Source organism: Allostella sp. (assembly GCF_041913585.1).
Lineage (GTDB): Bacteria > Pseudomonadota > Alphaproteobacteria > ATCC43930 > Allostellaceae > Allostella.
Genome location: NZ_JAYSFE010000040.1, coordinates 1 through 26,117, shown reverse-complemented (window position 1 = coordinate 26,117; position 26,117 = coordinate 1). Strand labels below are relative to the sequence as shown.

Below are 26,117 nucleotides of genomic sequence, written 5' to 3'. Positions count from 1 at the left end.
ACGATGCGGCTGGACGCCACCCCGCTCTTCCGGCTGGCGGCGCGGCTCCGCCGGCGCCGGCTCGCGGCGCTCGACCCCGTGGCGGCGCAGCGGCGCGCGCTGCTGGCCCTGGTACGGCGGGCGGCCGGGACCCGCTTCGGGCGCGACCATGGCTTCGAGCGCATCGTCGACGTCGCCGGCTTCCAGCGGGCGGTGCCGCTGCGGCGCTACGAGGGCTTCTGGTCGGACTACTGGGGCCCGGCCTTCCCGCGCCTCGTGGACGTTTCCTGGCCGGGCCTCATCCGCCATTTCGCGGTCAGCTCGGGCACCACCGCGGGGCGCACCAAGTACCTGCCGCTGACCCCGGAGATGCGGCGCTCCAACGTCCGCGCCGCCTTCGACATGGTGACCCATCACCTCGCCGCCCGGCCGGCCAGCCGCATGTTCGCGGGCTACAGCCTGATGCTGGGCGGCAGCACGGCGCTCGTCGAGGAGGCGCCCGGCATCTTCTCCGGCGACCTCAGCGGCATCGCGGCGAAGACCATGCCGTTCTGGGCGCGCGGCTTCTCCTTTCCGGGCCCCGAACTGGCGCTCCTCGCCGACTGGGAGGAGAAGCTGGAGCGGATCGCCCGCGAATCGCTCGACCTGCCGATCCACGCGGTGACGGGGACGCCGAGCTGGCTGCTGATCCTGCTCGAGCGGGTGCGCGCCCTGCGGCGGGCCCGCGACGGCGACGACCGGCCCTATCCCGACCTCGACCTGCTCGTCCATGGCGGCGTCCGGTTCGATCCCTACCGCCGGCGCTTCGAGGCGCTGCTGGCGGGCACCGCGGCGGAACTGCGCGAGGTCTATCCGGCGAGCGAGGGCTTCATCGCCGGCGCCGACCGCGGCCCGGGGGACGGGCTGCGGCTCAACCTCGACCATGGCCTCTTCTTCGAGTTCGTGCCGGTGGACGAGCTCGACCGGCCGCAGCCGACCCGGCACTGGGTCGCCGATGCCGAGACCGGCATCGACTACGCCCTGGTGATGACGACCTGTGCCGGCCTCTTCGCCTATGTCGTCGGCGACACCGTGCGCCTCGTCGACCGCAACCCGCCCCGGGTTCTGGTCACCGGCCGCACGGCCTACGGCATGTCGGCCTTCGGCGAGCACCTGATCGGCGAGGAGGTGGAAGCGGCGGCGACCGCGGCCGCGGCCGCGGTCGATGCCGACATCACCGATTTCGCGATGATGGCCGTCTTTCCCGAGCGGCCGCAGGAACTGGGCCGGCACCGCTGGGTGGTCGAGTTCGCGCGGGCGGCGCCGGCCGGTGCCGCCGACCGGTTCGCGGCGGTGCTGGACCGGACGCTGGGCGAACTCAACGACGACTACCGGGCGCACCGCTCGGGCATGGCGGCACCGGAGGTCGTCCTGGTGCCGCCCGGCACCTTCGCCGCCTGGATGAAGCATCGTGGCCGCCTCGGCGGCCAGAACAAGGTGCCGCGGATCATCAACGACCACGCCTTGGCGGACGACCTCGCCCGCTTCGTGGCGTCGCCGTAGCCCCCGGTGTCAGGGCACGCGGGCGAACCCGAGCAGCCGCTCGATGGCGCCCAGCGTGTAGGTGAAGCTCCCGACCTGGGGCGTCTTGTTGCCCTCGATCGTGCGCACGATGCCGTCGGCATAGCTGTGGACGAGCCCGACATGCCCCTTCCAGCCGCCGGGGGAGCCGCGCCACCAGACGATGACGTCGCCGGGCTGCGGCGGGTCGGCGTCGCTGGGCGCGACGCCCCAGCCGCGGTCGCGCAGCTTCTTCAGCACGTCGCGGGCGCCCAGGGAATAGGGGTAGGGCATCGGGTGGCCCGAGTTCCGGAAGCACCAGCTGACGAAGCCGGCGCACCAGTCCGCCGGCGGCGCCAGGATGCCGCCGAGGTAGCGCGCGACGTGCGGCCCCATGTTGTTGCCGCCGACTTCGCCATGGCCGGCGGCGAGTTCGCCGAGTGCCGCCTGCAAGGCCCCGCGGGCGGTTGGCGAGCCACCGGTCGGCGGCATGGCGAGGCCGGGCAGGGGCGCGGGCGGCACGGGCGGCGCCTCGCCCAGGCGCCGGGCGATGGCGGCCGCCGTCACCGGCCCGACGATGCCGTCGACCGCGAGCGGCCGGCCGACGCTGTCGGCATTCTGCATCTGGAAGGCCTTCACCGCGCGCACCAGCGCGTCGTCGAAGGTGGCGGATGCCGGTCCCGGATGATAGCCGAGCCGAAAGAGCCGTTCCGCGAGCCGGGAGACTTCCGGCCCGCTCGATCCCCGCTTCAGCAGCATCGCTCCCTCCCGAGGGCGACCTATGGCGGCACTATAGGCGGCGCGCGGCGGCGATGGCGGGCGATCTGCGCCAATCCGGCGGCATCGGGGGCTCAACCGGCCTCGACCGCGACGCCATGGGGTGCACCGGCCTCGGCCAGCATCTCCAGGGTCGCGTCATGGGCGATCACCACGACTGCACCCACCGGTTCGTCGTCCCGCGCCGCCGGCATGCGCATCGGCGGCGAGAAGACCGTGCCGACGCCCTGGATCAGGACCGGGCCGTCGATGCCGTCGACGCGGACCAGCCCCTTGGTGCGCAGCAGGCGGTCGCCGCAGCGCGCGGCCAGGTCCTCGATCCAGGCCGCGACCGCGTCCCAGGGCAGGCCGTCCGGGACCCGGGCGACGAAAAGCCCGATGCGCGGATGCAGCAGCGAGCGCAGGCCGACAATTCCGGGCCCCGGGGGCGGAGCGGATCCGGGGCCGGGCCGAAAGGCGAGGGCGGCGCGGCGGGCGCGGTCCGGCTCGGCGACGATCCGGGCGTAGGGATTGAGGGCCTGCGCCGCCCGGGCGCCGGCGGCGGGGGCCGGCGCGTCGGGCAGGTCGAGCCGGCTCAGCACGACGGTGCGGGCGGCTGCGAGCTGCGCTGCCGCCTCCTCGAAATGCGCGGCGTGCTGGGCGCCCTGGGCCGGGTCGAAGGTGGCCAGGACCCGCACCCGGAAATCGTGGGCGCCGAGGTCGGTGAGCGAGCGGATGACCGGTCCCGGTCGCGACAGGCCGCTGCATTCCAGGATCATGCGGCGGAAGGGTGCGGCGCCGGTGGCGGCGCGCTCGGCGACGAGGCGCTCGACCGTCGCCACCAGCTCGTTGCCGACCGAGCAGCAGACGCAGCCGTTGGCCAGCATGGCGAGCGGCAGGGCGCCGGAGGTGCGCCCGACGACCGCGCCGTCGACGTCGAAGCGGCCGACGTCGTTGACCAGGATCGCCGTGTCGGCCGCCTCCGGCAGCGCCAGCCAGTCGAGGAGGAGGGTGGTCTTGCCGCTGCCGAGGAAGCCGCAGAGGATGTGGAAGTCGGTGCCCGCCATCCCGTCAGGGAACCGGGAGCTCCGGCGAGGCGGCGCGGCTGGCCGCCACCATCTCGCGGACGTCGGCCAGGAGCTGGTCGACGTCGTAGACGATGCCGCCGCGGATCGTGTGGCGCAGCGCGCGCGGCCATTCGGTCTTCTTCGTGCCCTCGTCGTAGCGCATGGCGCCGGTGGCGTAGAGCAGCTTGAAGTCCGACAGCGGGTTCTGGTCGTGGACCAGGAGGTCCGCCGACTTGCCGATCTCGATGCTGCCCGTCTCCTGCTCCAGGCCGAGCAGCTCGGCCCCCTGGATGGTGGCGGCGCGCAGCACCTCGAGCGGGGTGAATCCCGCCTCCTGCAGCAGCTCCAGCTCGCGGATGTAGCCGAAGCCGAAGGTCTGGAAGATGAAGCCCGAGTCCGAGCCCGTGCAGACCCGGCCGCCGCGGTTCTTGAACTCGTTGATGAACTGCATCCAGAGCCGGTAGTTCTGCTTCCAGTCGACCTCGTTGCCGACCGACCAGCGATGCCAGTAGCTGCCGTGGCCGCCGCTCGCCGGCTGGTAGTAGTTCCACAGGCTGGCGTAGGTGTAGTCGCGGTGCCAGTCGGCCCGGCGGGTGCGCATCAGGTCGCGGTTGGCGTCGTAGATCGAGAAGGTCGGGACGAAGGTGAAGCCGAGCTCCAGGAACTCTTCCATCACCGCGTTCCACTTGGCGCTGCCGGGCTGGGCCGCCTGGCGGAAGGTCTGGCCGGCGAAGGCGAAGCGGAAATACTCGTCGCCGTAGTCGTAGTCGGGCGTGTAGTCCTGGATGACGCGGTTCTCGAACAGGGATTCGCCGAGCCCGTAATAGTGCTCCTGGCTGCCGAGGCCCCAGCGTGCGGTGGTCAGCGTGTTCATGCGCGAGACCGCCTGCTGGGCGTGGTGGCAGCCGGAGCGCAGACCGAGCTGGCGGCACTCGTCGAGCGCGGCCTGCATGATGGCGGGCGGCGCGCCGAAGAACTTGATGCCGTCGGCGCCCTTCTCCTTCACCGCCCGCAGCCATTCCCGCGCCTGGGCCGGCGTGTGGATGGTCTTGACCATGTCGTTGACGGCCGGGAAGTAGGCATAGGCGACCATCCGCGGCGCGGCGATCTCGCTGCGTGCGGCGCGGTCGCGCTGGTCGAGCGTCCACGCGAGGCCGTTGAGGCAGCCCATCTCGCGGACCGTGGTCACGCCGTGCGCCAGCCACAGCTTGTAGACGTAGTCGGCCGGCGCCATCGGGCCGGACATGTGGTGGTAGGGGGTGCCGACATGGCCGTGGCAGTCGATGAAGCCCGGCGTCACCCACTTGCCGCGACAGTCGATCTCGTGGTCGCCGGGCTTCGGCCGCAACTCGTCGCGCACCACCCGCTTGGGCAGGCCGACCTTGTCCATGGCGGTGATGCGGCCGTTCTCGACGACGATGTCGACCGGGCTGATCGGCGGCGCGCCGGTGCCGTCGATGACGGTGGCGCCGCGCAGGACGAGGCGGGGGAAGGGGCCGATGCCGCGGTCGCGCGTCGTCGCCTTCTCGACCGCCGGCAGACCCGACGCGTTCAGCTTCCGGATCCGCTCCTCGCCGACTTCGCCCAGTGCCGCCATGATCCCGCCGCCTCCGCCTGCTCGTCGTTTGCGGGCGGCATGATAGCGGCGCCTCCGGTCGCGGTCGACGGCACCCGGAAGCGCAATTGCTGCAATGCATCGGGCGATAGGATGGCGGCCGAATCGGAGACCGCCCATGCCGACCCGCCGCCACTTCCTCGCCACCGCCGGAGCCGCCGCGATGACCGCCTGCCTGCCCGCCCGGGCGTTCGAAACCGTCGCGCCGGCCGCGGCCGGCTTCTCGACCGACCTCGCCGACCGGTTCGCCGCCTTCGCCGCGGCAGGTCGCCTGCCGGGGCTGCACGGCGTCGTCGCGCTGCGCCATGGCCGGATCTTCTTCGAGCGCTACCTGGCGGGCGAGGACGCGAACTGGGGCACGCCGCTCGGCCGGGTCGAGTTCGGGCCGGAGACGCTGCACGACCTGCGCTCGGTGACGAAGAGCATCGTCGGCCTGCTCTACGGCATCGCGCTCGCCGAGGGCCGGGTGCCGGCACCGGATCGGGCCTTGCTGGCGCAGTTCCCGGAATACCCCGACCTCGCGGCCGACCCGGCCCGGACCGGGCTGACGGTCGAGCATGTCCTGACCATGACGCTCGGCACCGAGTGGAACGAGAGCCTGCCCTACACCAGCCTCGCCAACAGCGAGATCGCCATGGAGGCCGCGCCCGACCGCTGGCGCTTCGTGCTGGAGCGACCCGTCGTGGCCGCGCCGGGCGCCGGCTGGACCTACAATGGCGGCGCGACGGCGCTGCTCGGCCGACTGATCGAGCGCGGCACCGGGCAGTCCTTGCCGGACTATGCCCGCGCCGTCCTCTTCGACCCGCTCGGCATCGGGCCGACGGAATGGGTCCGCGGCCGCCGTGACGGCGTCGCGTCCGCCGCCTCGGGCCTGCGGATGCGGCCGCGCGACCTCGCCCGGATCGGCCAGATGGTGCTCGACCGCGGCATGGCCGGCGACCGACGCATCGTCCCGGCGGAATGGCTCGCCGCCAGCTTCCGGCCGCTGGCGCGGCTGCCGGACGGCCGCGGCTACGGCTATCACTGGTATCTCGGCCGCTTCGACCGCGGCGGCTTCTGGCGCGGCGCCATCGGCAATGGCGGCCAGCGCCTCTTCGTCTGGCCGGAGCCGGGCCTCGTCGTCGCCGTCACCGCCGGCAACTACGACGACCCGGAGCAGTGGCGGACGCCGATCGATCTCGTGCGCGAGGTGCTCCTGCCGGCGCTGGCGGGCTGACCGGCGCTCGTTGCACGAAATCGGCTTCGCATCTGCCCGTTTCGTGTGCAGCGGCTCGGCGGCGCTGGCTATAGTGCCCGACCCCTCGTCGCCCGTCCGCCGCGCGACGGCCTGCCCCGCACATTCGCCCGCGCCCAAGGCGGGACGGAGATCATGGTTCGCCCGTTCAACCGCCGCCCGCCGTCCGGGCTGGTGCTGCCCGCGCTGGGCTCGACGCTGCTCGTCCAGGTGGTCAGTTCGCTCGGCGCCGGCGCGACGCCGCTGCTCGGGCCGTTCCTCACCCAGCGCTGGGGCGTCCCGACCGAGAGCATCGGCTACGTCACGGCGATGCAGTCGGCCGGCATCTGCTGGTATCTCGCCGGCGGCAGCCCGATGCTGGCCCATTTCGGGCCGGTCCGTTCGCTCCAGATCGGGCTTGCCGCCGTGGCGGTCGGCCTCTTCCTGCTGACGCAGCCGCTGATGCCGGTGGCAATGGCGGGGGCCCTGCTGATCGGCCTCGGCCTCGCGCCGAACACGCCGGCCGGCAGCCAGATCCTGATGCGTGCCGCGCCGCCCGCCCATCGCAGCCTGATCTTCTCGATCAAGCAGGCGGGCGTGCCGGGGGGCGGCGCGCTCGCCGGCGTGGCGGTCGCGCCGCTCCTGCTCTGGCTCGGATTTCCCGGGGCGATCTGGCTGCTGGCAGCGGTCATGGTGACGGTCGCCCTCTTCGTCCAGATCGTCCGCGGGATGCTGGATGCCGACCGCGGCCCGCGGCAGCCGGACTGGCCGCGGCTGTTCGTGTCGCCGCACAGCTTCACCCGCGCCGTCCGCATCCTGAAGGAGAGCCCGAACCTCGGGATGCTGACGGCGATCGGCGTGTCCTATTCCATCCTGCAGGCCTGCGTGACCGGCTTCACCGCGACCTACATGGTCGTCCGCCACGGCCACGGACTGGCTGCGGCCGGCCTCCTCGTGGCGACCCTGCTGACGGCCAGCGCGTTGGCGCGAATCGCCTTCGGCTGGCTGGCCGACCGGATGGGGCCGCAACGCGGCTCCCTGCTCCTCGGGGTGCTGGCGCTGGGGTCGAGTGCCGCCATCCTGGTCATGGTCCTGGCGGCCGGCGCCGGCTCCTGGGTGGTCTATGCCTGCATGGTGCTGGTCGGCGCCACGACGATGGGATGGAACGGCATCCACATGGCCGAACTGGCGCGCCTGGCGCCCCTCGGGCGGGTGAGCGAGGTGACGTCGGCCGCCAGCCTCTTCGGCTTCGTCGGCTCGGTCTGCGGCCCGCTCCTCTTCGCGCTCGCGGTCAACCGGACCGGCAGCTTCGACTGGGCCTATCTCGGCGCCGCCGCCCAGCTCGCGGCATTCGCCCTCTTTGCCATGTGGCGGGGGCAGGCTGCCCGGAAGGGCTGAATTGCGTCCGGCCGATCCGCCTGCGGAGAGTCAGTCCGTGGGCAGATGCTTCAGCGGATTGGCCATTGCGACGCCGAGAGGCACGAAGTGGCGTTCATTGCCGGTCAGAACCGTCAGACCGTGGACCGCGGCCGTGGCGGCGATGGCGACGTCCTCGAAGCCCGGATCGTGGGCCCGCGCCCGATCGAGAATGGCGCCGGCTTCGCGGGCTTCCGCGATGCCGAAGGGCAGGATGCGTCCAGCGTAGAAATGCTCGACCGCGGCGAGCCAGCGCCGCAACTGCCCGGCCTTCGCCGTCGCGCCGATCCGGATGGAGCGGGCGATGCCCGCCTCGATCTCGGCGATGGTCACGGTCGAGATGTAGAGCTGGTCGCCGTGGTGCCGGATCCAGGCTGAGAACGCTTCAGGGCCGACCGAACGTTTGGCTGGAGCGTCCGCCGACACGATGTTGGTGTCGAGCAGATACAAAGGTCAGGCGTCCGTATCGCCAAGGGCGCGGGCCGGCTTGCGGCGGCGCTCGGGAATGTCCCTCGGCTCACCCGGGAAGGCGAGCAGGAGATCGGCAAAGCTCGGCGCGTTGGCGAACCGCTGCCACTCCTCGAAGGAAACCAGCACCGCCTCCTTCCGCCCATGGCGGGTGATGACGGTCGGCTCGCCGGCGATGGCACGGTCCACCACGGCCGAAAGGGTCGCCTTCGCATCCTTGATCTGGAGTTCCTTCATCGCACTCAACCCATATGACCACCAGTGGTCATAACCTGGACTGGGGAATGCGGCAACTCCGCCGGCCGTCATCCGGCGCCTGTATCCAGCAGGTGCATCCGCGCCAGGTAGTCGCGATATCCGGCGACCTCGCGGGCGATGCGCGCCTCGTCCCAGCCGAGGATGTCGGCGACGGCGCGGGCGGCGGCGTCGGCGCCCTCGCGGGCCATCGTCTCGCCCCAGCCGAGGCCGACGCGGCGGAAGAGCAAGTCGACGAGGTCGTTCGGCTGCTCCGCCCGCGCGGCGGCGCGAAGCTGCGCCACCGTGACGGACGGCTCCTGGTTGAGGAGTGCGGGCGATCCCGGCTCGTCCGGCCGCGACCGCGCGGCATAGGACAGGGGCTGGGGTGCGGCCGACGGTCGGATGCGCGCCGCCACCGCGGCGGCGAGGTCGCGGCCGGCGACGCGGTGGCTCATGATCGGGCCGGCGGTGATCGAGAGCACCCCCTCCATCCCGTCGTCGGCCTGGTCGTGGATGCGGCGCGAGCGGTTGCCCTTGGGCAGGGCGGGGTCGTGGGTCAGCGGCCGCACGCCTGCCCAGGCATAGAGCACGTCGCGCCGGCGGATGCCGGCGCCCGGCACCAGATGCGCGAACTCGTCCAGCAGCCACTCGATCTCGGGCTCGGTCGGGCGGATGTCGTCCGGGTCGCCGTCATAGAGCGATTCCGTCGGTCCGATGTAGTGCAGCCCGCCGCGCCATGGCACGCAGTAGATCTGCTCGTTGTCGCGGTTGAGGCTGACGACGCAGTAGTCCTGGCATTCCGGCGGCAGGCGGACGGCGATGTGGACGCCCTTGGTGCCGGTGATGCGGCGCCTGGCGCCCGGCTTGGCGAGGCCGTTGACGCGGTCGATCCAGATGCCGGCGGCGTTGATGACCATCGCCGCCTCGACCGTGGCCGTGCCGATCCCCTGGCCGCGGTCGGCGCTGTCGGCGAGGCCGATCCGCCACGCCTTCGACGGCAGCCGCTCCAGCCCGGTGACGGCGGTGTAGTTGCGCACGACCGCCCCCATCCGCTCGGCGTCGAAGGCGGTGTCGAGCACGACCCGCTCCGGCCAGTCGAACTGGTACTGGTGGTGCAGCGCCACCGAGCGCAGCCTCTCGGGCGTGCGGATCCAGCGCACGAGCGGCAGCGCCAGCGCCTCGTCGCGGCCCAGCATCCGGTAGCCGAGCGAGGTGCCGCCCTTGTTGAGGACGCCGAGCAGCGCGAAGGCGGCGCGGATCTGCCAGGGGGCGTACTGGCTGTCGCTGTAGATCGGGTAGCAGAAGTTGACGGCGCGCACCCGCTCGCCCGTCTCCTCGACCATCTGGGTGCGGGCGGCGAGCGCGTAGGTCGCCATGCGGCAGGCGGTGCGGAAGCGCGAGGGGTGGCGCACGAAGTCCCACATCGAGCGGCCGGGCGCCAGATAGCGCAGGCCGTTGCCGAGGATGCGGCTCGACCGGCTGCTGGAGCCGGCGCCGAAATCGCCCTTGTCGACGAGCAGCGTCCGGTAGCCGGCGGCCTGCAGGTGCTGGGCGGCGCTGGCGCCGTTGACCCCGGCGCCGATGACGGCGACGTCGAAGCGCCGGCCGTCGAGGCCGGCGAGCGCTGGAACCGCCATGTCAGGCGACCCGGCGGTCGTACCAGTCGCGGAAGCGGTACCAGCTTCCGACGACGGGCAGGAACCAGGGATTGCCTGAATAGAGAGGGTGGTCGGGGAATTCCGGCAGCTCGAACCCGCTCGGGCGGTTGGCGCCGCCGATGATGCGCCGCGCCGTCTGGTGGCCGAGATAGGTCATCATCGCGACGCCGCTGCCGTTGCAGCCGAGCGCGTAGTGCATCCCGTCCTGGCGGCCGGTATGGGGCAGGGCGTCGAAGGTGAAGGCGACGTTGCCGTTCCAGGCGTGCGTGACCTTGGTTCCCTGGAGCTGCGGGAAGCGCTCGGTCATGAAGCCGTGCAGGATCGGCGCGGCGACCTCCGGCGTGACGGCGGTGAAGCGGGCCCGGCCGCCGAAGATCACCCGCTTCCCGTCCGGCGACATCCGGTAGTAGCAGAGCACGCGCCGGGTGTCGGACAGGGTGCGGCCTTTCGGGATCAGCGACTTCGCGAGGTCGGGCGGCAGTTCCTCGGTGGCGATGATGTGGCTGGCGACGGGGATCAGGCGGCGCTTCAGCTGTGGCGTCGCGTCGCCGGTATAGCCGTTGGTGGCGATGACGACGTCGCCCGCCGTCACCGTTCCGCGGCCGGTGCGGATCTCCCAGCCGCTGCCGTTGCGGGCGATGCGCTCGACCGGCGCTTGGGCGCAGATGGTGACGCCGCGCCGGCGGGCGGCGTCGAGCAGCCCTTTGAAATAGAGCGCCGGGTGCAGCTTGGCCGCACGCTCGACCACCATGCCGCCATAGTAGTAGTCCGACGCGATCTCCTCGCGCTGGCGCTCGCGCGGCACCATGTAGCTGCCGGACTGGGCGTCGCGGTTCAGCTTCTCGATCCGCTTGGCCTGGTTCTCGTAGTGGCCCGGCGTCCAGGCGCCGACGAAGCGGCCGTGCTTCTGCCAGAAGCAGTCGATCTCCTCGCGCTCGATCAGGGACTCGATCAGCGAGAAGGCGTCGGCGGCCGAGTTGAGGACGGCCGCGATCTGCTCCGGCGTCCCCTGGAAGGTGCGGCCGGAGAAGCTCTTGCCGACATTGACGCCGCCGCTGACCGCGCCGCCCGACCGGGTGCTGGCGCCCCAGCCCGGCTCCTTGGCCTCCAGGACCACGGCCTCGATGCCGGCGTTGGCGAGCTCGATCGCGGTCGAGATGCCGGCATAGCCGGCGCCGACGATGGCGACGCGGGCCGACTTCGGCACCTCGGCGAGCGCCATGGGCTTCGGCTCGAACGCCTCCCACCAGTAGGGACGGGGCTTGAAGTCGCGATGGAAGACGTCCGCGCCGGACATGGCAGGGATCCTCGGGGGAAGGTGGGCGGGGGAGGCTAGTGGGCGATCGGCGTATCGCTGGCCTTGCGGAAGCGCAGCGACAGCAGGAGGAGCAGGCCGATGAACATGATCTTGAGGGCGGAGACGGCGGCCACCGTCGGCTCGATCTCGGTCAGGATGTTGTCGAACATCTTCTTCGGCAGCGTCATGTTCGCGCCCGAAAGGAACATCGCCACCACCAGCTCGTCGAAGGAGGTGATGAAGGCGAGGAAGGCGGCGGAATAGACGCTGGGTGCCACCAGCGGGAGGGTGACCCGGCGGATCGCCGTCAGCCGGCTCGCCCCCATGCCGCGGGCGGCCAGCTCGAGATTGACGTCGAAGTTGCGCAGGCCCGCCACCAGCACGATGACGACGAAGGGCAGCGCCAGCACCGTGTGGGCGATGGCGATGCCGTACCAGCGCCCGATCAGTCCGAGATGGGAGAAGAGGCCGTAGATCGCGATCGACAGCACGATATGGGGGACGATCATCGGCGCCGACATCGACTGCTCGATCGCGGTGCGGCCGGGAAAGCGGGCGCGGGTCAGGCCGAAGGCGAGCGGGATGCCGATCGCCAGCGCCAGCACCGTGGTCGCGGCGCCGACCTGGAGGCTGCGGATGGTGGCGTCGATCCAGATCGGGTCGTTCCAGTAGCGCTCGTACCATTGCAGCGAGAAGCCGGGCGGCGGGAAGCGCAGGTAGCTGCCGGCGCTGAAGGAGATCGGGAAGACCACCACCAGCGGCAGCATCAGGAAGACGAAGACGAGGCCGGCGAAGGTCCGGAGCAGGATGCGGGCCGGGTTGCGGCGGGCGCGGCGGCGGGCGGCCATGGGCTCAGCGCCCCTGGCCGGTGGCCGACGGCACGCGCCGCGCCACCCAGTGGTTCAGCAGCCAGAAGACCGCGAGCGTGATCGCCAGCAGCACCACCGACAGGGCGCCGGCGAAGTTCCAGGCGAGGAACTCGCGCACCTGCTGTTCGATCACCATGGCGATCATCGTCACCTTGCCGCCGCCCAGCAGCGCGGGGGTGATGTAGAAGCCGAGCGAGACGACGAAGACCAGCGTCACGCCGGCGACGATGCCGTGCAGCGTCAGCGGCAGGTAGATGCGCCGGAAGATCTGAACCCGCGAGGCACCCATGCCACGGGCGGCCCGGGCGAGGTCGGGGTCGACGCGGGCAATGGCGCTGTAGAGCGGCAGGATCATGAAGGGCAGCATGACGTGGACCATGCCGAGCACGACGGCGAAACGGGTGTTGAGCAGCACCATCGGGCGGTCGATGAAGCCGTAGTCGATGAGGAGCCGGTTCACGATGCCGTTGCGGCCGAGGATGATCATCCAGGCGTAGGTCCGGACGAGCACGCTGGTCCAGAACGGCAGCATCACCAGGGCGAACCCGATCGCGCGCCAGGTGGCCGTGGTCGTCGCCAGGAAGAAGGCGACGGGATAGCCGACGAGCAGCGCCGCCACGGTGACGAAGAGCGCGATCTCGAAGGTGCGCACGAAGATCGTCGTGTAGAGCCCGTCGGCGAAGACCTTGGTGTACCACTCGGCCGTGCCGCCCTCGACGCTGAGCGCGAAGAGCTGGAGCAGCGGCATGGCGAAGAGGAGGCCGAGGAAGATCAGGCCGGGCGCCGTCAGCAGGAATGCGCCGACGGCCGACCGCCGCTCCTGGGCGGCGACCCGGAGCGAGCGCCCCGGATTGGCTGGCGCGGCAGTTGGCACGGCGGTCATCGGACCTCGATGATGCGGGCGTCGGCGGCGTGGAAGCCGACGGTCATGGTCTCGCCCGGGCGATACTGGCGGGCGGTGCGCGAGGCGCCGATGCGGGCCAGGAGTTCGACACCACCGGCAGTGCGGACGCGGTACTTGTCCGAGAGGCCGAGATAGATCGCCTCGACGACGGTGGCCGCGATCTGGTTCTCGGCCGCCGGCTGGTCCGTCGCATCGCCGAGGCGCTCCGGCCGCAGCAGGATGCGGACCTTGGCGCCGGCGGCCGGCGACGGGCCGTCGGCGGCGACCCGGACCGGCGTGCCGTCGGCGAGGCGCACGGCGCCGCCCGCCTCGGCGGTGCCGGCGAGAATGTTGCTCTCGCCGACGAAATCGGCGACCAGCGGGCTCGCCGGCGCCTCGTAGATGTCGCGCGGCCGGCCGACCTGCTCCAGCCGTCCCGAATCCATGACCGCGATGCGGTCGGACATGACCAGTGCCTCTTCCTGGTCGTGGGTGATGAAGAGGGTGGTCAGGCCGAGCCGCTGCTGCAGGCGCCGGACCTCGAGCTGCATCGCTTCGCGCAGCTTGCGGTCGAGGGCGCCGAACGGCTCGTCGAGGAGGAGGAGGGTCGGGCGGAAGACGATGGCGCGGGCGAGCGCCACGCGCTGCTGCTGGCCGCCCGACAGCTGCCGCGGCAGGCGCTGCTCGAAGCCGGTCAGCTCGACCATGGCGAGCGCCTCGGCGACGCGGGTGCGGATCTCGGGCCTGGGCGTGCCGCGCATCTCCAGCGGGAAGGCGACGTTGCGCTCGACGGTCAGGTGCGGGAACAGGGCATAGTTCTGGAACACCATGCCGATGTTGCGCTGCGAGGGGTCGAGGTCGGTGACGTCGCGGCCGCCGACGCGGACGTCGCCCTCGTCCGGCGTCTCGAAGCCGGCGACGACCTTGAGGAGCGTCGTCTTGCCCGAGCCCGAGGGCCCGAGGATGGTGAGGAACTCGCCGGCGGCGACGGTCAGCGACACGTCGCTCAGCGCGCGTACCTGGCCATAGCGCTTGTGGATGCCGGCGACCGTCAGGTCGGCGCCCTTGTCCATGCTCAAAGCCCGTCCATTGTCGAAGCCCGTTCCGATGTCCGAAGAGAGATGCCGGGCGGCGGGATGCCGCCCGGCGGTCGCGGGTCACTGCTTGCTCAGCATCCACTTGTTCCAGCGCTCGGCCATCGCCTGGCCGTTCTTGGTCCACCATTCCTGGTCGAGCCAGATCTGCTTGGCGAGGTTGGTGGGCTCCAGCGGCAGGTGGGGCTTCTTGTCGGCCGTCACGTACTGCTCGGACAGCGTGTTGGTGCCCGAGTAGCCGAGGCGCATAGCGTTTGCCGCCTGGCGCTCGGGATCGGCCATCATCGCCAGCAGCTTGAAGCTCCAGTACTGGTCCTTGGCACCCTTGGGCACGATCCAGCTTCCCGACTTCAGGATGCCGCCCTCCCACTCGATGGCGAGCGGGGCCTTTTCCAGGATCAGGCCGTAGAAGCGGCCGTTCCAGCCGGTGGCCAGCACGACCTCCTTGTCGATCAGCATCTGCGCCGGCTGCTGGCCGGTCGTCCACCAGACGGAGATGTGCGGGTAGATCTCGTCCAGCTTCTTGAAGGCGCGGTCGACGTCGAGCGGGTAGAGCTTGTCCTTGGCGACCCCGTCGGCCATCAGCGCGGCCTCCAGGTTGTCGACCGGATGATTGCGCAGCGAGCGCGGGCCGGGGAACTTCTTGACGTCCCAGAAATCGGCCCAGTTCTTCGGTCCGCCCTTGGGGAAGGCGTCGGTGCGGTAGGCGATGACGGTCGAGTAGCTGCTGGGCGAGAAGACGTGCGTCATCGCCTTGGCGGCGGGCACGAACTTCGAGCGGTCGACGATGGTGTCGTCGATCTTCTCGGCGAGACCCATCTGGGTGACGCGGTAGCCGTCCTGGCCGCCGATCTCGGTGATGTTCCAGGCGATGTTGCCGCTCTCGACCATGGCGCGCAGCTTGCCGAAGTCGACCGGGCTCGTGTCGACCACCTTGATGCCGGTCTGCTTCTCGAAGTCCGCCCAGTAGGACTGGCGCAGCGAGGCCGCCTGGGCGCCGCCCGAGGCATTGATGACGATCTGGCGCGGTTTCGGCGGCTCCTGGGCGGCCGCCGGACCCGTCGCCAGCGCAACGGCGGCGGCACCGGCCAGCACCGCGCGACGGCCGATCCGCATCCCCTTCTCCTTCTTCATGGCGTCGTCCTTCCTTTCCTGCTTCAGATCTTCCGCCCGTAGAAGGGCGGGGTGACGGTCCACAGCACCCGCGCCCGGCCGGGGCCGGGATTGTGGAAGCGGTGCGGGGTGTGGCTGGCGAACTGGAAGCTGTCGCCCTCGCCGAGGCGCCAGGTGCGGTCGCCGACCCAGAGGTCGATCGCGCCCTCCAGCACGTGGCCGCACTCCTCGCCCTCGTGGGCATAGGCCTCGGGCCCGGAGCCGCCGCCGGCGTCCATGACGATGACCATCATCTCGAGCGTGCGCGCCGATGCCGGCGAGACCAGTTCCTTGGCCATGCGCTCCTCCGGGAACTCGACCCGGCGGCAGCCGCCGGCGCGCTGCACGACGTCGTCGGAGGCCGGCGCCGCTGCCGCCGCTTCCTCGTCGAAGAAGCGAGCCAGCGGCACGCCGTAGACGTCGCGCAGCCGGCCGAGCGCGCGCAGGGACGGGGTGGCGACGCCGCGTTCAATCTGGCTTAACATGCCAACCGAAAGGTCGGAGCGCTCGGACAGCTGCTTCAGCGACAGGCCGCGCTGCTGCCGGAACGCGCGCAGGCGAGCCCCGAGCGCCTTTTCGTCGTGCGAAAGCGGGTCTTCGGCCGGGACCGTTGATCGGGCGATCATGACGGATCGAGTTCAATGCAATTGAACGCCGATGTCAACCTTGGGGTTGATCGGGTCGTCGCGCGGCGGTGGAACCGGAGGGCCGGGGGAGCGGTTGCACCTGCATCCGCACCATTGTCCGGAGGCCGGACGCCATGATCGTCGTCGACTTCGCCCGCCGCCCGAGCCCGCGCCCCGCCATCGGCCGCACGCCGATCGCGACGACCGCCTTCGTCACCGCCCTGCTGCTGGCGTTGCCCGCCATGGTGCTGGCCGGCTGGTAGCGGCACCGGCTTGCCGCCCCGCAGGCGCGGCGGCAGACTGGTGGCCTTCCAACCGGGTCTGGCCGCCATGTCCCACATCGTCTCGTCCGTCGACCCGCGCAGCGACGGCTTCCGCCGCAACGCCGAGGCCATGGCGGCCCTCGTCGCCGATCTCGGGACGAAGCTCGACGCCGTGCGGGCCGGCGGCGGCGAGCGGGCGCGCCAGCGCCATCTCGCGCGCGGCAAGCTCCTGCCGCGCGACCGCGTGGCGGGCCTGCTCGATCCCGGCACGCCGTTCCTCGAACTGTCGCCCCTCGCCGCCTGGGGGATGTACGGCGACGAGGTGCCGTCGGCCGGCATCATCACCGGCATCGGGCGCATCGCCGGCCGGGAATGCGTGGTCGTCGCCAACGACGCGACGGTGAAGGGCGGCACCTACTATCCGGTGACGGTGAAGAAGCACCTGCGGGCGCAGGAGGTGGCGCAGCAGAACCGGCTGCCTTGCGTCTATCTCGTCGATTCGGGGGGCGCCAACCTGCCGAACCAGGACGAGGTCTTTCCCGACCGCGAGCATTTCGGCCGCATCTTCTTCAACCAGGCGACCATGTCTGCGGCCGGCATCCCGCAGATCGCCGTCGTCATGGGGTCCTGCACGGCGGGCGGCGCCTACGTCCCGGCGATGTCGGACGAGGCGATCATCGTCCGCAACCAGGGCACGATCTTCCTCGGCGGCCCGCCGCTGGTGAAAGCGGCGACGGGCGAGGTGGTGTCGGCCGAGGACCTCGGCGGCGCCGACGTCCATTCCCGCGTCTCCGGCGTCACCGACCACTACGCGCTCGACGATTCGCACGCGCTGGGTCTGGCGCGCCGCGCCGTCGGCCATCTCCATGGCGCCCGGCCGGTGGGCCTCGGCCGGCGCGATCCGGCGCCGCCGCGCCACGATCCGGCGGAGATCGCGGGAATCGTCGAGGCCGACCCGCGCCACCCCTACGACGTGCGCGAGGTGATCGCGCGGATCGTCGACGACAGCGCCTTCGATGAGTTCAAGCGTCTCTACGGCCAGACGCTGGTGACGGGGTTCGCCCATCTCTGGGGGATGCCGGTCGGCATCGTCGCCAACAACGGCATCCTGTTCTCGGAATCGGCGCAGAAGGGTGCGCACTTCATCGAGCTCTGCGCCCAGCGCGGCATCCCGCTCGTCTTCCTGCAGAACATCACGGGCTTCATGGTCGGCCGGAAGTACGAGGCCGGCGGCATCGCCAAGGACGGCGCCAAGATGGTGACGGCGGTCTCGTGCGCCGCCGTGCCGAAGCTGACGGTGATCGTCGGCGGCAGCTTCGGCGCCGGCAACTACGGCATGTGCGGGCGCGCCTTCGGGCCGCGCTTCCTGTGGATGTGGCCCAACGCGCGCATCTCCGTCATGGGCGGCGAGCAGGCGGCGTCCGTCCTGGCCCAGGTCCGCCGCGACAACATCGAGGCCGCCGGGGGCGCCTGGCCGGCCGCGGAGGAGGCGGCCTTCAAGGACCCGATCCGCCGCCAGTACGAGACCCAGGGCCACCCCTACTATGCGTCGGCACGCCTCTGGGACGACGGCGTCATCGACCCTGCCGACACGCGCCGGGTGCTGGCGCTCGGCCTTGCCGCCGCCCTCAACGCCCCGGTGGAGCCGACGCGCTTCGGCGTCTTCCGGATGTGAGGGCGGGCCGGCGCAGCGGCTGGATCAGCCCTCGCGCCAGTGCGGCGGGTAGGTGCGCTCGTAACCCGGCATCGCCTCGATCCGCGCCTGCCAGGCGGCGAGCCGGGGATAGCGCGCGGCCAGCGGCCGGACGCCGAGGTCGATGGCGCGGGCGGCCTCCTTGCCGGCGGCGCGCTCGACATACTTCAGGAAGGGGAAGGCGGCGAAGTCGGCCGCCGACGGGGCGGGACCGCCGGCCAGCCAGTCACCCTGCGCCAGGGCGGTCTCGAGGCCCGCCAGTTCGGCGTGCAGCGCCGGCAGCGCCGCCTCGACCTTGCCGGCCGTGTCGGCATCCGGCTTGGCGAACATCAGCGGCCGGGCGACGCCGTACACCGCCTCCTCGAGGTCGCTGACGATGCGGCTGCACCATTCGAGGATGTGCGTGCGCTCCGCGTGGCTCGCACCGAACAGGGCCGGACCGGAGCCGAGCCCGTCGAGATGGTGCATGATCGCCAGCGATTCCGTGACGACGCGGTCGCCGTCCTTCAGCGCCGGCACCTTGCCGCGCGGGTTGACGGCGAGGAAGGCCGGCGCCTTGTGCTCCTTGGCGCTGAAGGACAGCAGCCGCGATTCGTAGGGGACGTGGCGCGCCGCCGCCGCCAGCAGGACGCGCCACGCATAGGGGCTGCCGCTGCCCCAGTAGATTTCAACGCTCATGATGCCGCTCGCTCCCTCTCGGTCCGTGCCGGCCGGCGGCCGGGCAGGGGAGAGGTCGGGACGCGGGCGGTTCCCGTCAATGGCGGCCGCGGCCGCCGCCGGTCAGGACCAGTTGCGCCCGCCGCCGGCGCGGCGCGGGAAGGCCGGTGCCTCGTTCAGGTCGTCCGGCCGCTCGTCGACGACGAGCGGGTGGTCCTCCGGCAGCAGCGTGTCGCCGGGGCGCGACGGCGGTGTCTTGGGGCGCCGTCCGACGACCTCGATCAGCCGGTCGGCGGCCACCAGTTCCGCCACCCGGGCGCCGTCGCGCGCCTGCGCGAGCTGGGCGTGGACGAAGGCGGTCTCGGAGGTCAAGGGTTCGGGCGGGCAGAGCAGGATCGGGTGGCAGGCGTCGCTGGCGGTGACCAGGAAGAAGCCGCCGACCCGCTCCTGGATCTGCTCGCCGGCCCGCGTGCGGGTGCGCCAGCACACGAACTCCCGCAGCCGCTGCGCGCCCGGTCCCGCCGCGACCAGCGCGCCCGAATTGTCGACCCAGACATTGCTGGGGCGCCGGCCGATGATGCGGAAGAGCTCGATGGCCGCCGGGGCCTCGAAGGCGCGGATGGGGCGCGGCTGGATCGCGCTGCGGCCCCGCGGCCGCGGCGGGGGCGTCGGGGCCATGCCGGTCCTAGTAGCCCTCGCGCTCCATGCGCTTGCGCAGGGCCTTGCGCCGGCGGCGGACGCCCTCGGCCTTCTCGCGCGCGGCGCGCTCGGACGGCTTCTCGTAGGCGCGGCGCATCTTCATCTCGCGGAAGATACCCTCGCGCTGCATCTTCTTCTTCAGCACGCGCAGCGCGCCGTTGACGTCGTTGTCGCGGACTAGAACCTGCATGGTCACCTTTCCGTAGGCGCCGGCCCGATGGGACGGCGGAGACGCCCCGCCGGGCGTCCCTGATTGGTCGTCGATCCGTTGAATACACGGCCGGCGCGGCATGGCGCCCGCCATTGCGAAACAACGGGCCCGTGCCGCCGGGCTACCGCCGGCACAAGGAACATCCGTCGCGCAGGCCTGCATTTGGCACGTTGGCGCCGCCGTTGCAAGCCGAACCATCGCCTCTTGACGCTGCGGGCCGGGGCGAACATCGTCCGCGGGCGTCCGCAATCCCCCACCCGAGGGGCAGCACAGCGATGGCCGGCACCGTCCTCGTCTCCGTCAGCGGGTCCGTCGCCCGCGTCACCATGAACCGGCCGGAGGTCCACAACGCCTTCGACGAACGCCTGATCGAGGAACTGACCCGGACCTTCGAAGGCCTCGCCGCCGACCGCGCCGTCCGCGCCGTGCTGCTCGGCGCCAACGGGCGCAGCTTCTCGGCCGGGGCCGACCTCAACTGGATGAAGCGGACCGCCGGCTACACCGAGGCCCAGAACCTCGAGGACGCCCGTCGGCTTGCCCACATGCTGCGGGTGCTGGACGGCATGCCGCAGCCGACGGTGGCGCTGGTCCAGGGCCCCGCCTATGGCGGCGGCGTCGGCCTCGTCGCCTGCTGCGACATCGCGGTCGCCGTTCCCGAGGCCGCCTTCTCGCTGTCGGAGGTCCGGCTCGGCCTGCTGCCGGCGGCGATCAGCCCCTACGTGGTGGCGGCGATCGGCGCCCGCCAGGCGCGCCGCTATTTCCTGACCGCCGAGCGCTTCGACGCCAGCGAGGCGCGGCGCATCGGCCTCGTCCACGAGATCGCCCCGCGCGAGGAACTGGAGGCGGCGGGCCGCCGCCTGCTCGACGCGCTCGCCGCCGGCGGGCCGGAGGCGCAGGCGGCCTCGAAGCGCCTCGTCGCACGGGTCTCGGCCGGGCCGATCGACGAGGCGATGGTCGAGGACACCGCCCGCCGCATCGCCGCGCTGCGCGCCGGCGCCGAGGGACGGGAAGGGGTGGCGGCGTTCCTGGAGAAGCGGCCGCCGTCCTGGCGCGCGGGCTGACGGGCGGCTGCGATGTTTCGTTCGGTCCTGGTCGCCAACCGCGGCGAGATCGCCTGCCGGGTGATGGCGACGGCGCGCCGCATGGGGATGCGGACGATCGCCGTCCATTCCGAGGCCGACCGCGACGCCCTGCATGTCCGCTTGGCCGACGAAGCCTGGCCGATCGGTCCGGCGCCGGCACGGGAGAGCTATCTCTCGGTCCCGGCGCTGATCGCGGCGATCCGCGCCTCGGGCGCCGAGGCGGTGCATCCGGGCTACGGCTTCCTCTCGGAGAATGCGGAGTTCGCCGAGGCGGTCGCCGCCGCCGGCGCCGTCTTCGTCGGGCCGCCGCCGGCGGCGATCCGCGCCATGGGCTCGAAGAGCGCCGCCAAGGCGCTGATGGAGCAGGCGGGCGTGCCGGTGGTGCCGGGCTATCACGGCCAGGACCAGTCGCCGGCGGTGATCGCCGCCGAGGCGGCGCGGATCGGCTATCCGGTGCTGGTCAAGGCGTCGGCCGGCGGCGGCGGCCGCGGCATGCGGGTCGTCGCGCGGCCGGAGGACCTGGCGGCGGCGCTGGAGGGGGCGGCGCGGGAGGCGGCCTCGGCCTTCGGCGACGGCCGGCTGCTGATCGAGAAGTATCTGACCCGGCCGCGGCACATCGAGCTGCAGGTCTTCGCCGATGCGCACGGGGCGGCGATCCATCTCTTCGAGCGCGACTGCTCCGTCCAGCGCCGGCACCAGAAGGTGATCGAGGAGGCGCCGGCGCCCGGCATGACGGCCGAGCGCCGCCGCGCCATGGGCGAGGCGGCGACCCAGGCCGCGCGCGCCATCGGCTATGCCGGGGCAGGCACGGTCGAGTTCATCGCCGAGGGCGAGCAGTTCTGGTTCATGGAGATGAACACGCGTCTCCAGGTCGAGCATCCGGTGACCGAACAGGTGACCGGACTCGACCTCGTCGAGTGGCAGTTCCGCGTCGCCGCCGGCGAACGGCTGCCGCTCGCCCAGGAGCAGGTGGCGCTGGCGGGGCACGCGATCGAGGCCAGGCTCTATGCCGAGGACCCGGCACAGGACTTCCGGCCGGCCACCGGCCGCCTCGTCCATCTGGCGCTGCCGGCCGGGCCGGGCATCCGGGTCGACTCGGGCGTCGCGGCCGGGGACGCGGTTTCCGTCCATTACGACGCGATGATCGCCAAGATCGTCGCCCATGGCCGGGACCGCGGCGAGGCGCTGGCGCGCCTCTCGGCCGCGCTCGCCGCCACCGAGGTGGCGGGCGTGGCCACCAACCGCGACTTCCTGGCGCGGCTCGCCGTCCATCCCGCCTTCGCCGCGGCCGATCTCGATACCGGCTTCATCGCGCGCCATGCGGCCGCGCTGCTGCCGGCGCCGGGGCCGGCGGCCGAGGATGCGGTCGCGGCGGCGCTGGCGCTGCTCCTCGCCGAGCGCGAGGCCGCCGCGGCCGACCGGTCGCCGTGGGCGGCGGCCGACGGCTGGCGCATCGGCGAGCGGCAGCGGCGGACGCTCGCCTTCCGCGACGGCGAGCACCGGATCGTGGTGCTCGTCCACCATGCGGCCGACGGCTGGCGGCTCGAGGCCGACGGCCTCGCGGGCGAGGCGACGGCGGAGCGGGCGGCGGGCGCCGCACTGGCGATCCGCTTCGCCGGCCGGCGCTTCCGCCGCGCCGTCGTGCGCAGCGGCGATCGCTTCCACGTCTTCGGACCGTCGGCGACCCGCGTGCTCGTCCTCGTCGACCCGCTCGCGCCCGCGGTCTCGGCCGAGGCCGGGACAGGGCATCTGACGGCGCCGATGCCCGGCCGCATCACCCGCGTGCTGGTCGCCGAGGGTGACGATGTCGCCGCCGGACAGCCCTTGCTGGTGCTGGAGGCGATGAAGATGGAGCACACGATCCGGGCGCCCGCGGCCGGCCGCGTCCGGCGCCTGCGCTACGGCGAGGGCGACCTCGTCGAGGAAGGCGCGGAGATGGCGGAACTGGCGACCGACGAGGCCGGCGGATGCTGACGCTCTGGGGCAATCTCGAATCGGGGAACGTCTACAAGGTGCGGCTGCTGTGGGGCTGGCTCGGTCTGCCCCATCGCCGCATCGACGTCGACCAGACGCGCGGCGAACCCGCGACCCCGGCCTTCCGCGCCGTCAACCCGATCGGCAAGGTGCCGGCGGTCCGGCTGGAGGACGGGCGCGTCCTCGGCGAATCGGGGGCCATCCTGCAGTTCTTCGCCAACGGCACGCCCTACTGGCCGGCCGATCCCTGGGCGCAGGCCGAGGTCCTGCGCTGGATGTTCTTCGAGCAGTACAGCCACGAGCCGGCGATCGCCGTGAACCGCTATCTCCGACGCTTCGTCGACCGGCGGAGCGCGTTCGACGAGGAGCGCCTCGCCCGCAACCATCCCCGCGGCGAACAGGCGCTCGACGTCATGGAGGAGCGGCTGGCGGGGCACGACTGGCTGGTCGGCACGGCGCCGACGATCGCCGACATCGCGCTCTACGCCTATACCCACGTCGCCGACGAGGGTGGTTTCGCACTCGACGGGCGACCCGGCATCGGGCGCTGGCTCCGGCGCATGGAAGGGCTGCCGGGCCACTTCCCGATGCGGCAGGAGACCGCCCTCGAGGTCCTGGGGTTCGCGGCATGACCCGTCCCGCCGCCGTCAGGCTCGTCGAGGTCGGACCGCGCGACGGGCTGCAGAACGAGGCGCAGCCGGTGCCGACGGCCGTGAAGGTGGAACTGATCGAGGCGCTGGCCGAGGCGGGGATGCCGGTCGTCGAGTCGGGGAGCTTCGTCTCGCCGAAATGGGTCCCCCAGATGGCGGACACGGCAGCCGTGCTGGCGGCGCTCCGGCGGCGGCCGGGCGTCTCCTACCCGGTGCTGGTGCCGAACCTGAAGGGACTCGAGGACGCGCTTGCGGCGGGGTGCGAGGAGGTGGCGGTCTTCGCCGCCGCGTCGGAGAGCTTCGCGCGCCGCAACACCAACTGCACGATCGAGGAGAGCTTCCAGCGCTTCGCGCCGGTGGTTGAGCGCGCGCTCGCCGCGGGCGTGCGCGTGCGCGGGTATATATCCTGCGTCGTCGCCTGCCCCTACGAGGGGCCGATCGCCCCGGCGGCGGTCGCCGGCGTGGCGGCGCGGCTGGCCGATCTCGGCTGCTACGAGGTGTCGCTCGGCGACACGATCGGCGTCGGCACCCCGGCGCAGGTGCTGGCGATGCTGGACGCCGTCGCGGCCCGCCTGCCGGTCGAGCGGCTGGCGGTCCATTTCCACGACACCTACGGCCAGGCGCTCGCCAACATCCTGGCCTCGCTCGATCGCGGCATCGCCGTCGTCGACTGTTCGGTCGCGGGGCTCGGCGGCTGCCCCTACGCCAAGGGGGCCACGGGGAACGTCGCCAGCGAGGACGTCGTCTACCTGCTGCACGGGCTCGGCATCCGCACCGGCGTCGACCTCGACCGGCTGGCGCTCGCGGGCGACCGCATCTCGGCCCATCTCGGGCGGCCGAGCGGGTCCCGGGTCGCCCGCGCGCTCGCGGGCAAGCGCCATTAGCGGGCTCGTCGCTCCCGCCCGCGTCGTCCCGCTCCTGGCGGTCCTGGCGCTGGCCATCGCCTTCGTGGCGCCGGCGCCGGCCGGGGTGCCGCCGGCGACCATGCATGCGGGCGCGCTCGCCTTCTTCACCATCGGGCTGTGGGCCACCGGGGCCATGCCCGAGCACGTGACGGCGCTCGTCTTCATGACGCTGGCGGTGCTGCTCAAGGTGGCGCCGCCGGGGGTCGCCTTCGCCGGCTTCGAGGCGACCGCCATGTGGCTCGTCTTCGGCGGCATCATCATCGGCACGGTGATGCAGCGCACCGGGCTCGGCGAGCGGCTGGCGGTCGCCATCCTGCCGCTCTTCGGCGCGTCCTACACGCGGGCGCTGGCAGGGGTGGCGGTGGTGGGGGTGGCGCTCGCCTTCGTCATGCCGTCGACCATGGGGCGAATCGTGCTGCTGATGCCGATCATCCTGGCGCTTGCCGACCGCATGGGCTTCGTCGAGGGGCGACCGGGCCGGACCGGCATGGCGGTGACGCTGGCCGTCACCAGCTTCATGGTGCCCTGCACGATCCTGCCGGCCAATGTGCCCAACATGGTGCTGGTGGGGGCGGCCGAGTCGCTGCACGGCGTCACCCTGACCTACGGCCAGTACCTGAAGCTGCATTTTCCGGTGACCGGGCTGCTGAAGGCGGTCTGCATCGTCGCCGCGGCCCGCATCGCCTTTCCGGACCGACCGGTGCCGCCGGCGCCGCTGCCGCCGCGCGGCCCGATGAGCGCCGACGAGCGCAAGCTGGCGCTGCTGCTGGCGGTGGCGCTCGGCTTCTGGGTGACCGACTTCCTGCACGGCATCAATGCCGGGTGGATCGGACTGGCGGCGGGCGTGATCTGCCTGCTGCCCGGGGTCAACCTGCTGCCGCCGCCGGCATTCGCCCGCGAGGTCAATTTCTCGTCCACCCTCTATGTCGCCGGCATCCTCGGGCTCGGCACGATGGTGGCGCAGAGCGGGGTGGGGGCGCTGGTATCGGGAGGGCTCCTGTCGATCCTGCCGCTTCAGCCCGGCGCCGACTTCACCAACTTCCTGTCGCTCACCGCGTCCTCGGCGCTGCTCGCGCTCGCCACCACCTTTCCGGGCGTGCCCGCGGTGATGACGCCGCTGGCGCCCGACCTTGCCGCCGCCTCCGGCCTGCCGCTGCTGACGGTGATGATGACCCAGGTGGTGGGCTTCTCGACCGTGATCCTGCCCTATCAGGCGCCGCCGATCGTGCTGGCGCTGCAACTGGCGCGGGTGCGGATGGGCCAGGCGGCCCGGGTGACGCTGCTGGTGCTGGTCCCGACCGTGCTGGTGCTGGTGCCGCTGGCCTATCTCTGGTGGCGGCTGCTCGGCTACTTCCCATGAACCAGGCGACGCTCCATCTGATGAAGCTCTGCGTCGGCGTCGAGCAGGTCGAGGAGCTCGCGGCCTTCCAGGCGCGGCGGCTCGCCGAGCACGGGCGGGTCTGGCACCTGACGCGTGCGACGCCCCGGCGGGCGGCGGAACTGCTCGACGGCGGCTCGCTCTACTGGTCGGTGCGCGGCAGCCTCAAGGTCCGCCAGCGTCTTCTCGGCTTCGAGGCGGAGACGGACGAGCAGGCGCGGCCGCGCTGCCGGCTCCTGCTCGACCCGGAACTGGTGCGGACGGCGCCGCGGCCGATCCGGCCGTTCCAGGGCTGGCGCTACCTGGCGGCCGGGGACGCGCCGCCGGATATGGACGCGACGGGGCGGGGCGGCGATGCGCTGCCGGCGGAGATGGTGGAGGAGCTGCGGCGGCTCGGTCTGTGGTGAGCGGCGCGAAATCGGCGGCGCGGGCGAAGTTGGGGCTGGACAGGGCCGATGGCCATCCCTATCTTCCTTGCCTGCGTCGCGTGACGCACCCAGCAGACATTGCTTGGTGGCACGTTCCGGTCCCGAAATCCGGCGGCCGGGGTTTTCAGCGTTCCGGCCCTGCCGGCTCGGTGAGAAAAAGACGAAGCGGTGGCGGAAAGTTGCTTGACGGCCTGACGGCCTCCCGGTAAAAGCCCGCCTCCCGACGCGATGATGTCGCGAAGGGAAACGAAGTAAACGGTTCTTGGACATCGTGATTAGGGAAGGGATGCGCGGGCGGCGGTGCCTTG

General features: G+C 72.2%; 26 protein-coding genes. 11 read left to right on the top strand and 15 right to left on the bottom strand.

Features of this window, described 5'->3' with window-relative positions:
- Positions 1 to 3 precede the first annotated feature (3 nt).
- A complete protein-coding gene (locus ACE3Q3_RS10015; protein WP_374445235.1) occupies positions 4 to 1,521 on the top strand; it encodes a GH3 auxin-responsive promoter family protein in 1,518 nt (505 codons plus the stop codon).
- Positions 1,522 to 1,530: 9 nt separating this feature from the next.
- On the opposite strand, the gene ACE3Q3_RS10010 is transcribed toward ACE3Q3_RS10015, so the two are convergent.
- The 3 genes from ACE3Q3_RS10010 to ACE3Q3_RS10000 form a co-directional block, all read right to left on the bottom strand.
- The gene (locus tag ACE3Q3_RS10010) at positions 1,531 to 2,277 is read right to left on the bottom strand and encodes a CHAP domain-containing protein (RefSeq protein ID WP_374445232.1); all 747 of its coding nucleotides are present in this window, start codon (positions 2,275 to 2,277) and stop codon (positions 1,531 to 1,533) included.
- A 92-nt stretch (positions 2,278 to 2,369) separates the two neighbouring features.
- The gene (locus tag ACE3Q3_RS10005; protein ID WP_374445229.1) at positions 2,370 to 3,341 is read right to left on the bottom strand and encodes a GTP-binding protein; all 972 of its coding nucleotides are present in this window, start codon (positions 3,339 to 3,341) and stop codon (positions 2,370 to 2,372) included.
- Between the two features lie 4 nt (positions 3,342 to 3,345).
- Positions 3,346 to 4,938 (bottom strand): amidohydrolase family protein, encoded by a 1,593-nt coding sequence (locus ACE3Q3_RS10000; protein ID WP_374445223.1) that lies wholly within the window; start codon positions 4,936 to 4,938, stop codon positions 3,346 to 3,348.
- A gap of 136 nt (positions 4,939 to 5,074) precedes the next feature.
- Here ACE3Q3_RS10000 and ACE3Q3_RS09995 point away from each other — a divergent pair, with 136 nt between their 5' ends.
- On the top strand, positions 5,075 to 6,172 hold the full coding sequence (locus ACE3Q3_RS09995) for a serine hydrolase domain-containing protein (RefSeq protein ID WP_374445221.1): 1,098 nt from the start codon (positions 5,075 to 5,077) through the stop codon (positions 6,170 to 6,172).
- Positions 6,173 to 6,325: 153 nt separating this feature from the next.
- Complete coding sequence (locus ACE3Q3_RS09990; RefSeq protein WP_374445220.1) at positions 6,326 to 7,567, top strand: MFS transporter; 1,242 nt, start codon at positions 6,326 to 6,328, stop codon at positions 7,565 to 7,567.
- Positions 7,568 to 7,597: 30 nt separating this feature from the next.
- On the opposite strand, the gene ACE3Q3_RS09985 is transcribed toward ACE3Q3_RS09990, so the two are convergent.
- The 9 genes from ACE3Q3_RS09985 to ACE3Q3_RS09945 form a co-directional block, all read right to left on the bottom strand.
- Positions 7,598 to 8,035 (bottom strand): type II toxin-antitoxin system VapC family toxin, encoded by a 438-nt coding sequence (locus ACE3Q3_RS09985; RefSeq protein ID WP_374445218.1) that lies wholly within the window; start codon positions 8,033 to 8,035, stop codon positions 7,598 to 7,600.
- A gap of 3 nt (positions 8,036 to 8,038) precedes the next feature.
- Complete coding sequence (locus tag ACE3Q3_RS09980) at positions 8,039 to 8,362, bottom strand: type II toxin-antitoxin system Phd/YefM family antitoxin (protein WP_374445215.1); 324 nt, start codon at positions 8,360 to 8,362, stop codon at positions 8,039 to 8,041.
- Positions 8,359 to 9,927 carry an FAD-dependent oxidoreductase gene (locus ACE3Q3_RS09975; RefSeq protein ID WP_374445213.1) on the bottom strand — a complete coding sequence of 523 codons (1,569 nt, stop codon included), beginning with the start codon at positions 9,925 to 9,927 and terminating at the stop codon, positions 8,359 to 8,361. Before ACE3Q3_RS09975 ends, ACE3Q3_RS09980 begins: the two co-directional genes overlap by 4 nt.
- Position 9,928: 1 nt before the next feature.
- Positions 9,929 to 11,245, bottom strand: a complete 1,317-nt coding sequence (locus ACE3Q3_RS09970) for an NAD(P)/FAD-dependent oxidoreductase (protein WP_374445210.1) — start codon at positions 11,243 to 11,245, stop codon at positions 9,929 to 9,931.
- Between the two features lie 35 nt (positions 11,246 to 11,280).
- Positions 11,281 to 12,093: an ABC transporter permease gene (locus ACE3Q3_RS09965; protein WP_374445208.1), complete on the bottom strand. Its 813-nt coding sequence runs from the start codon at positions 12,091 to 12,093 to the stop codon at positions 11,281 to 11,283.
- A 4-nt stretch (positions 12,094 to 12,097) separates the two neighbouring features.
- A complete protein-coding gene (locus ACE3Q3_RS09960) occupies positions 12,098 to 12,997 on the bottom strand; it encodes an ABC transporter permease (protein ID WP_374445206.1) in 900 nt (299 codons plus the stop codon).
- On the bottom strand, positions 12,994 to 14,070 hold the full coding sequence (locus tag ACE3Q3_RS09955) for an ABC transporter ATP-binding protein (protein ID WP_374445203.1): 1,077 nt from the start codon (positions 14,068 to 14,070) through the stop codon (positions 12,994 to 12,996). The genes ACE3Q3_RS09960 and ACE3Q3_RS09955 overlap by 4 nt, the downstream gene beginning before the upstream one ends.
- A gap of 84 nt (positions 14,071 to 14,154) precedes the next feature.
- Positions 14,155 to 15,225 carry an ABC transporter substrate-binding protein gene (locus tag ACE3Q3_RS09950; RefSeq protein ID WP_374445198.1) on the bottom strand — a complete coding sequence of 357 codons (1,071 nt, stop codon included), beginning with the start codon at positions 15,223 to 15,225 and terminating at the stop codon, positions 14,155 to 14,157.
- 23 nt (positions 15,226 to 15,248) lie between these two features.
- The gene (locus tag ACE3Q3_RS09945) at positions 15,249 to 15,869 is read right to left on the bottom strand and encodes a cupin domain-containing protein (protein ID WP_374445196.1); all 621 of its coding nucleotides are present in this window, start codon (positions 15,867 to 15,869) and stop codon (positions 15,249 to 15,251) included.
- Between the two features lie 134 nt (positions 15,870 to 16,003).
- Between ACE3Q3_RS09945 and ACE3Q3_RS09940 the strand changes: the two genes are divergently transcribed.
- Both ACE3Q3_RS09940 and ACE3Q3_RS09935 read left to right on the top strand, forming a co-directional pair.
- Positions 16,004 to 16,132, top strand: coding sequence for a hypothetical protein (locus ACE3Q3_RS09940; protein WP_374445193.1), 129 nt, complete (start codon positions 16,004 to 16,006; stop codon positions 16,130 to 16,132).
- 67 nt (positions 16,133 to 16,199) lie between these two features.
- Complete coding sequence (locus ACE3Q3_RS09935) at positions 16,200 to 17,807, top strand: carboxyl transferase domain-containing protein (RefSeq protein WP_374445257.1); 1,608 nt, start codon at positions 16,200 to 16,202, stop codon at positions 17,805 to 17,807.
- 24 nt (positions 17,808 to 17,831) lie between these two features.
- Here the strand turns inward: ACE3Q3_RS09935 and ACE3Q3_RS09930 are convergent, their stop codons facing one another.
- From ACE3Q3_RS09930 to rpsU, 3 genes are all read right to left on the bottom strand, one after another.
- Complete coding sequence (locus tag ACE3Q3_RS09930) at positions 17,832 to 18,503, bottom strand: glutathione S-transferase family protein (protein ID WP_374445190.1); 672 nt, start codon at positions 18,501 to 18,503, stop codon at positions 17,832 to 17,834.
- 102 nt (positions 18,504 to 18,605) lie between these two features.
- Positions 18,606 to 19,160: a hypothetical protein gene (locus ACE3Q3_RS09925; RefSeq protein WP_374445187.1), complete on the bottom strand. Its 555-nt coding sequence runs from the start codon at positions 19,158 to 19,160 to the stop codon at positions 18,606 to 18,608.
- Positions 19,161 to 19,167: 7 nt separating this feature from the next.
- Positions 19,168 to 19,371 (bottom strand): 30S ribosomal protein S21, encoded by a 204-nt coding sequence (gene rpsU, locus ACE3Q3_RS09920; RefSeq protein ID WP_142211467.1) that lies wholly within the window; start codon positions 19,369 to 19,371, stop codon positions 19,168 to 19,170.
- Positions 19,372 to 19,667: 296 nt separating this feature from the next.
- On the opposite strand from rpsU, the gene ACE3Q3_RS09915 reads away from it, so the two are divergent.
- From ACE3Q3_RS09915 to ACE3Q3_RS09890, 6 genes are read left to right on the top strand one after another with little or no spacing between them, the layout of a single operon-like run.
- On the top strand, positions 19,668 to 20,453 hold the full coding sequence (locus ACE3Q3_RS09915) for an enoyl-CoA hydratase/isomerase family protein (RefSeq protein ID WP_374445184.1): 786 nt from the start codon (positions 19,668 to 19,670) through the stop codon (positions 20,451 to 20,453).
- Between the two features lie 12 nt (positions 20,454 to 20,465).
- Positions 20,466 to 22,448, top strand: a complete 1,983-nt coding sequence (locus ACE3Q3_RS09910; RefSeq protein ID WP_374445181.1) for an acetyl-CoA carboxylase biotin carboxylase subunit — start codon at positions 20,466 to 20,468, stop codon at positions 22,446 to 22,448.
- Positions 22,442 to 23,080, top strand: coding sequence for a glutathione S-transferase family protein (locus ACE3Q3_RS09905; RefSeq protein ID WP_374445179.1), 639 nt, complete (start codon positions 22,442 to 22,444; stop codon positions 23,078 to 23,080). Before ACE3Q3_RS09910 ends, ACE3Q3_RS09905 begins: the two co-directional genes overlap by 7 nt.
- Complete coding sequence (locus tag ACE3Q3_RS09900) at positions 23,077 to 23,982, top strand: hydroxymethylglutaryl-CoA lyase (protein ID WP_374445177.1); 906 nt, start codon at positions 23,077 to 23,079, stop codon at positions 23,980 to 23,982. The genes ACE3Q3_RS09905 and ACE3Q3_RS09900 overlap by 4 nt, the downstream gene beginning before the upstream one ends.
- Positions 23,978 to 25,363: an SLC13 family permease gene (locus ACE3Q3_RS09895; protein ID WP_374445255.1), complete on the top strand. Its 1,386-nt coding sequence runs from the start codon at positions 23,978 to 23,980 to the stop codon at positions 25,361 to 25,363. The genes ACE3Q3_RS09900 and ACE3Q3_RS09895 overlap by 5 nt, the downstream gene beginning before the upstream one ends.
- Complete coding sequence (locus tag ACE3Q3_RS09890) at positions 25,360 to 25,788, top strand: DUF1489 family protein (protein ID WP_374445175.1); 429 nt, start codon at positions 25,360 to 25,362, stop codon at positions 25,786 to 25,788. Before ACE3Q3_RS09895 ends, ACE3Q3_RS09890 begins: the two co-directional genes overlap by 4 nt.
- The last annotated feature ends 329 nt before the right edge of the window (positions 25,789 to 26,117 follow it).

Excerpts from the sequence above, each read along its gene's own strand:
- ACE3Q3_RS09965 (WP_374445208.1), bottom strand. The coding sequence starts at position 12,093 with ATGGCCGCCCGCCGCCGCGCCCGCCGCAACCCGGCCCGCATCCTGCTC.
- ACE3Q3_RS09905 (WP_374445179.1), top strand. The coding sequence starts at position 22,442 with ATGCTGACGCTCTGGGGCAATCTCGAATCGGGGAACGTCTACAAGGTG.
- ACE3Q3_RS09930 (WP_374445190.1), bottom strand. The coding sequence starts at position 18,503 with ATGAGCGTTGAAATCTACTGGGGCAGCGGCAGCCCCTATGCGTGGCGC.
- ACE3Q3_RS09935 (WP_374445257.1), top strand. The coding sequence starts at position 16,200 with ATGTCCCACATCGTCTCGTCCGTCGACCCGCGCAGCGACGGCTTCCGC.
- ACE3Q3_RS09890 (WP_374445175.1), top strand. The coding sequence starts at position 25,360 with ATGAACCAGGCGACGCTCCATCTGATGAAGCTCTGCGTCGGCGTCGAG.
- ACE3Q3_RS09995 (WP_374445221.1), top strand. The coding sequence starts at position 5,075 with ATGCCGACCCGCCGCCACTTCCTCGCCACCGCCGGAGCCGCCGCGATG.
- ACE3Q3_RS09970 (WP_374445210.1), bottom strand. The coding sequence starts at position 11,245 with ATGTCCGGCGCGGACGTCTTCCATCGCGACTTCAAGCCCCGTCCCTAC.
- ACE3Q3_RS09900 (WP_374445177.1), top strand. The coding sequence starts at position 23,077 with ATGACCCGTCCCGCCGCCGTCAGGCTCGTCGAGGTCGGACCGCGCGAC.
- ACE3Q3_RS10005 (WP_374445229.1), bottom strand. The coding sequence starts at position 3,341 with ATGGCGGGCACCGACTTCCACATCCTCTGCGGCTTCCTCGGCAGCGGC.
- rpsU (WP_142211467.1), bottom strand. The coding sequence starts at position 19,371 with ATGCAGGTTCTAGTCCGCGACAACGACGTCAACGGCGCGCTGCGCGTG.
- ACE3Q3_RS10010 (WP_374445232.1), bottom strand. The coding sequence starts at position 2,277 with ATGCTGCTGAAGCGGGGATCGAGCGGGCCGGAAGTCTCCCGGCTCGCG.
- ACE3Q3_RS09940 (WP_374445193.1), top strand. The coding sequence starts at position 16,004 with ATGATCGTCGTCGACTTCGCCCGCCGCCCGAGCCCGCGCCCCGCCATC.
- ACE3Q3_RS09990 (WP_374445220.1), top strand. The coding sequence starts at position 6,326 with ATGGTTCGCCCGTTCAACCGCCGCCCGCCGTCCGGGCTGGTGCTGCCC.
- ACE3Q3_RS09960 (WP_374445206.1), bottom strand. The coding sequence starts at position 12,997 with ATGACCGCCGTGCCAACTGCCGCGCCAGCCAATCCGGGGCGCTCGCTC.
- ACE3Q3_RS10000 (WP_374445223.1), bottom strand. The coding sequence starts at position 4,938 with ATGGCGGCACTGGGCGAAGTCGGCGAGGAGCGGATCCGGAAGCTGAAC.
- ACE3Q3_RS09950 (WP_374445198.1), bottom strand. The coding sequence starts at position 15,225 with ATGAAGAAGGAGAAGGGGATGCGGATCGGCCGTCGCGCGGTGCTGGCC.
- ACE3Q3_RS10015 (WP_374445235.1), top strand. The coding sequence starts at position 4 with ATGCGGCTGGACGCCACCCCGCTCTTCCGGCTGGCGGCGCGGCTCCGC.
- ACE3Q3_RS09955 (WP_374445203.1), bottom strand. The coding sequence starts at position 14,070 with ATGGACAAGGGCGCCGACCTGACGGTCGCCGGCATCCACAAGCGCTAT.
- ACE3Q3_RS09945 (WP_374445196.1), bottom strand. The coding sequence starts at position 15,869 with ATGATCGCCCGATCAACGGTCCCGGCCGAAGACCCGCTTTCGCACGAC.
- ACE3Q3_RS09915 (WP_374445184.1), top strand. The coding sequence starts at position 19,668 with ATGGCCGGCACCGTCCTCGTCTCCGTCAGCGGGTCCGTCGCCCGCGTC.
- ACE3Q3_RS09975 (WP_374445213.1), bottom strand. The coding sequence starts at position 9,927 with ATGGCGGTTCCAGCGCTCGCCGGCCTCGACGGCCGGCGCTTCGACGTC.
- ACE3Q3_RS09925 (WP_374445187.1), bottom strand. The coding sequence starts at position 19,160 with ATGGCCCCGACGCCCCCGCCGCGGCCGCGGGGCCGCAGCGCGATCCAG.
- ACE3Q3_RS09910 (WP_374445181.1), top strand. The coding sequence starts at position 20,466 with ATGTTTCGTTCGGTCCTGGTCGCCAACCGCGGCGAGATCGCCTGCCGG.
- ACE3Q3_RS09980 (WP_374445215.1), bottom strand. The coding sequence starts at position 8,362 with ATGACGGCCGGCGGAGTTGCCGCATTCCCCAGTCCAGGTTATGACCAC.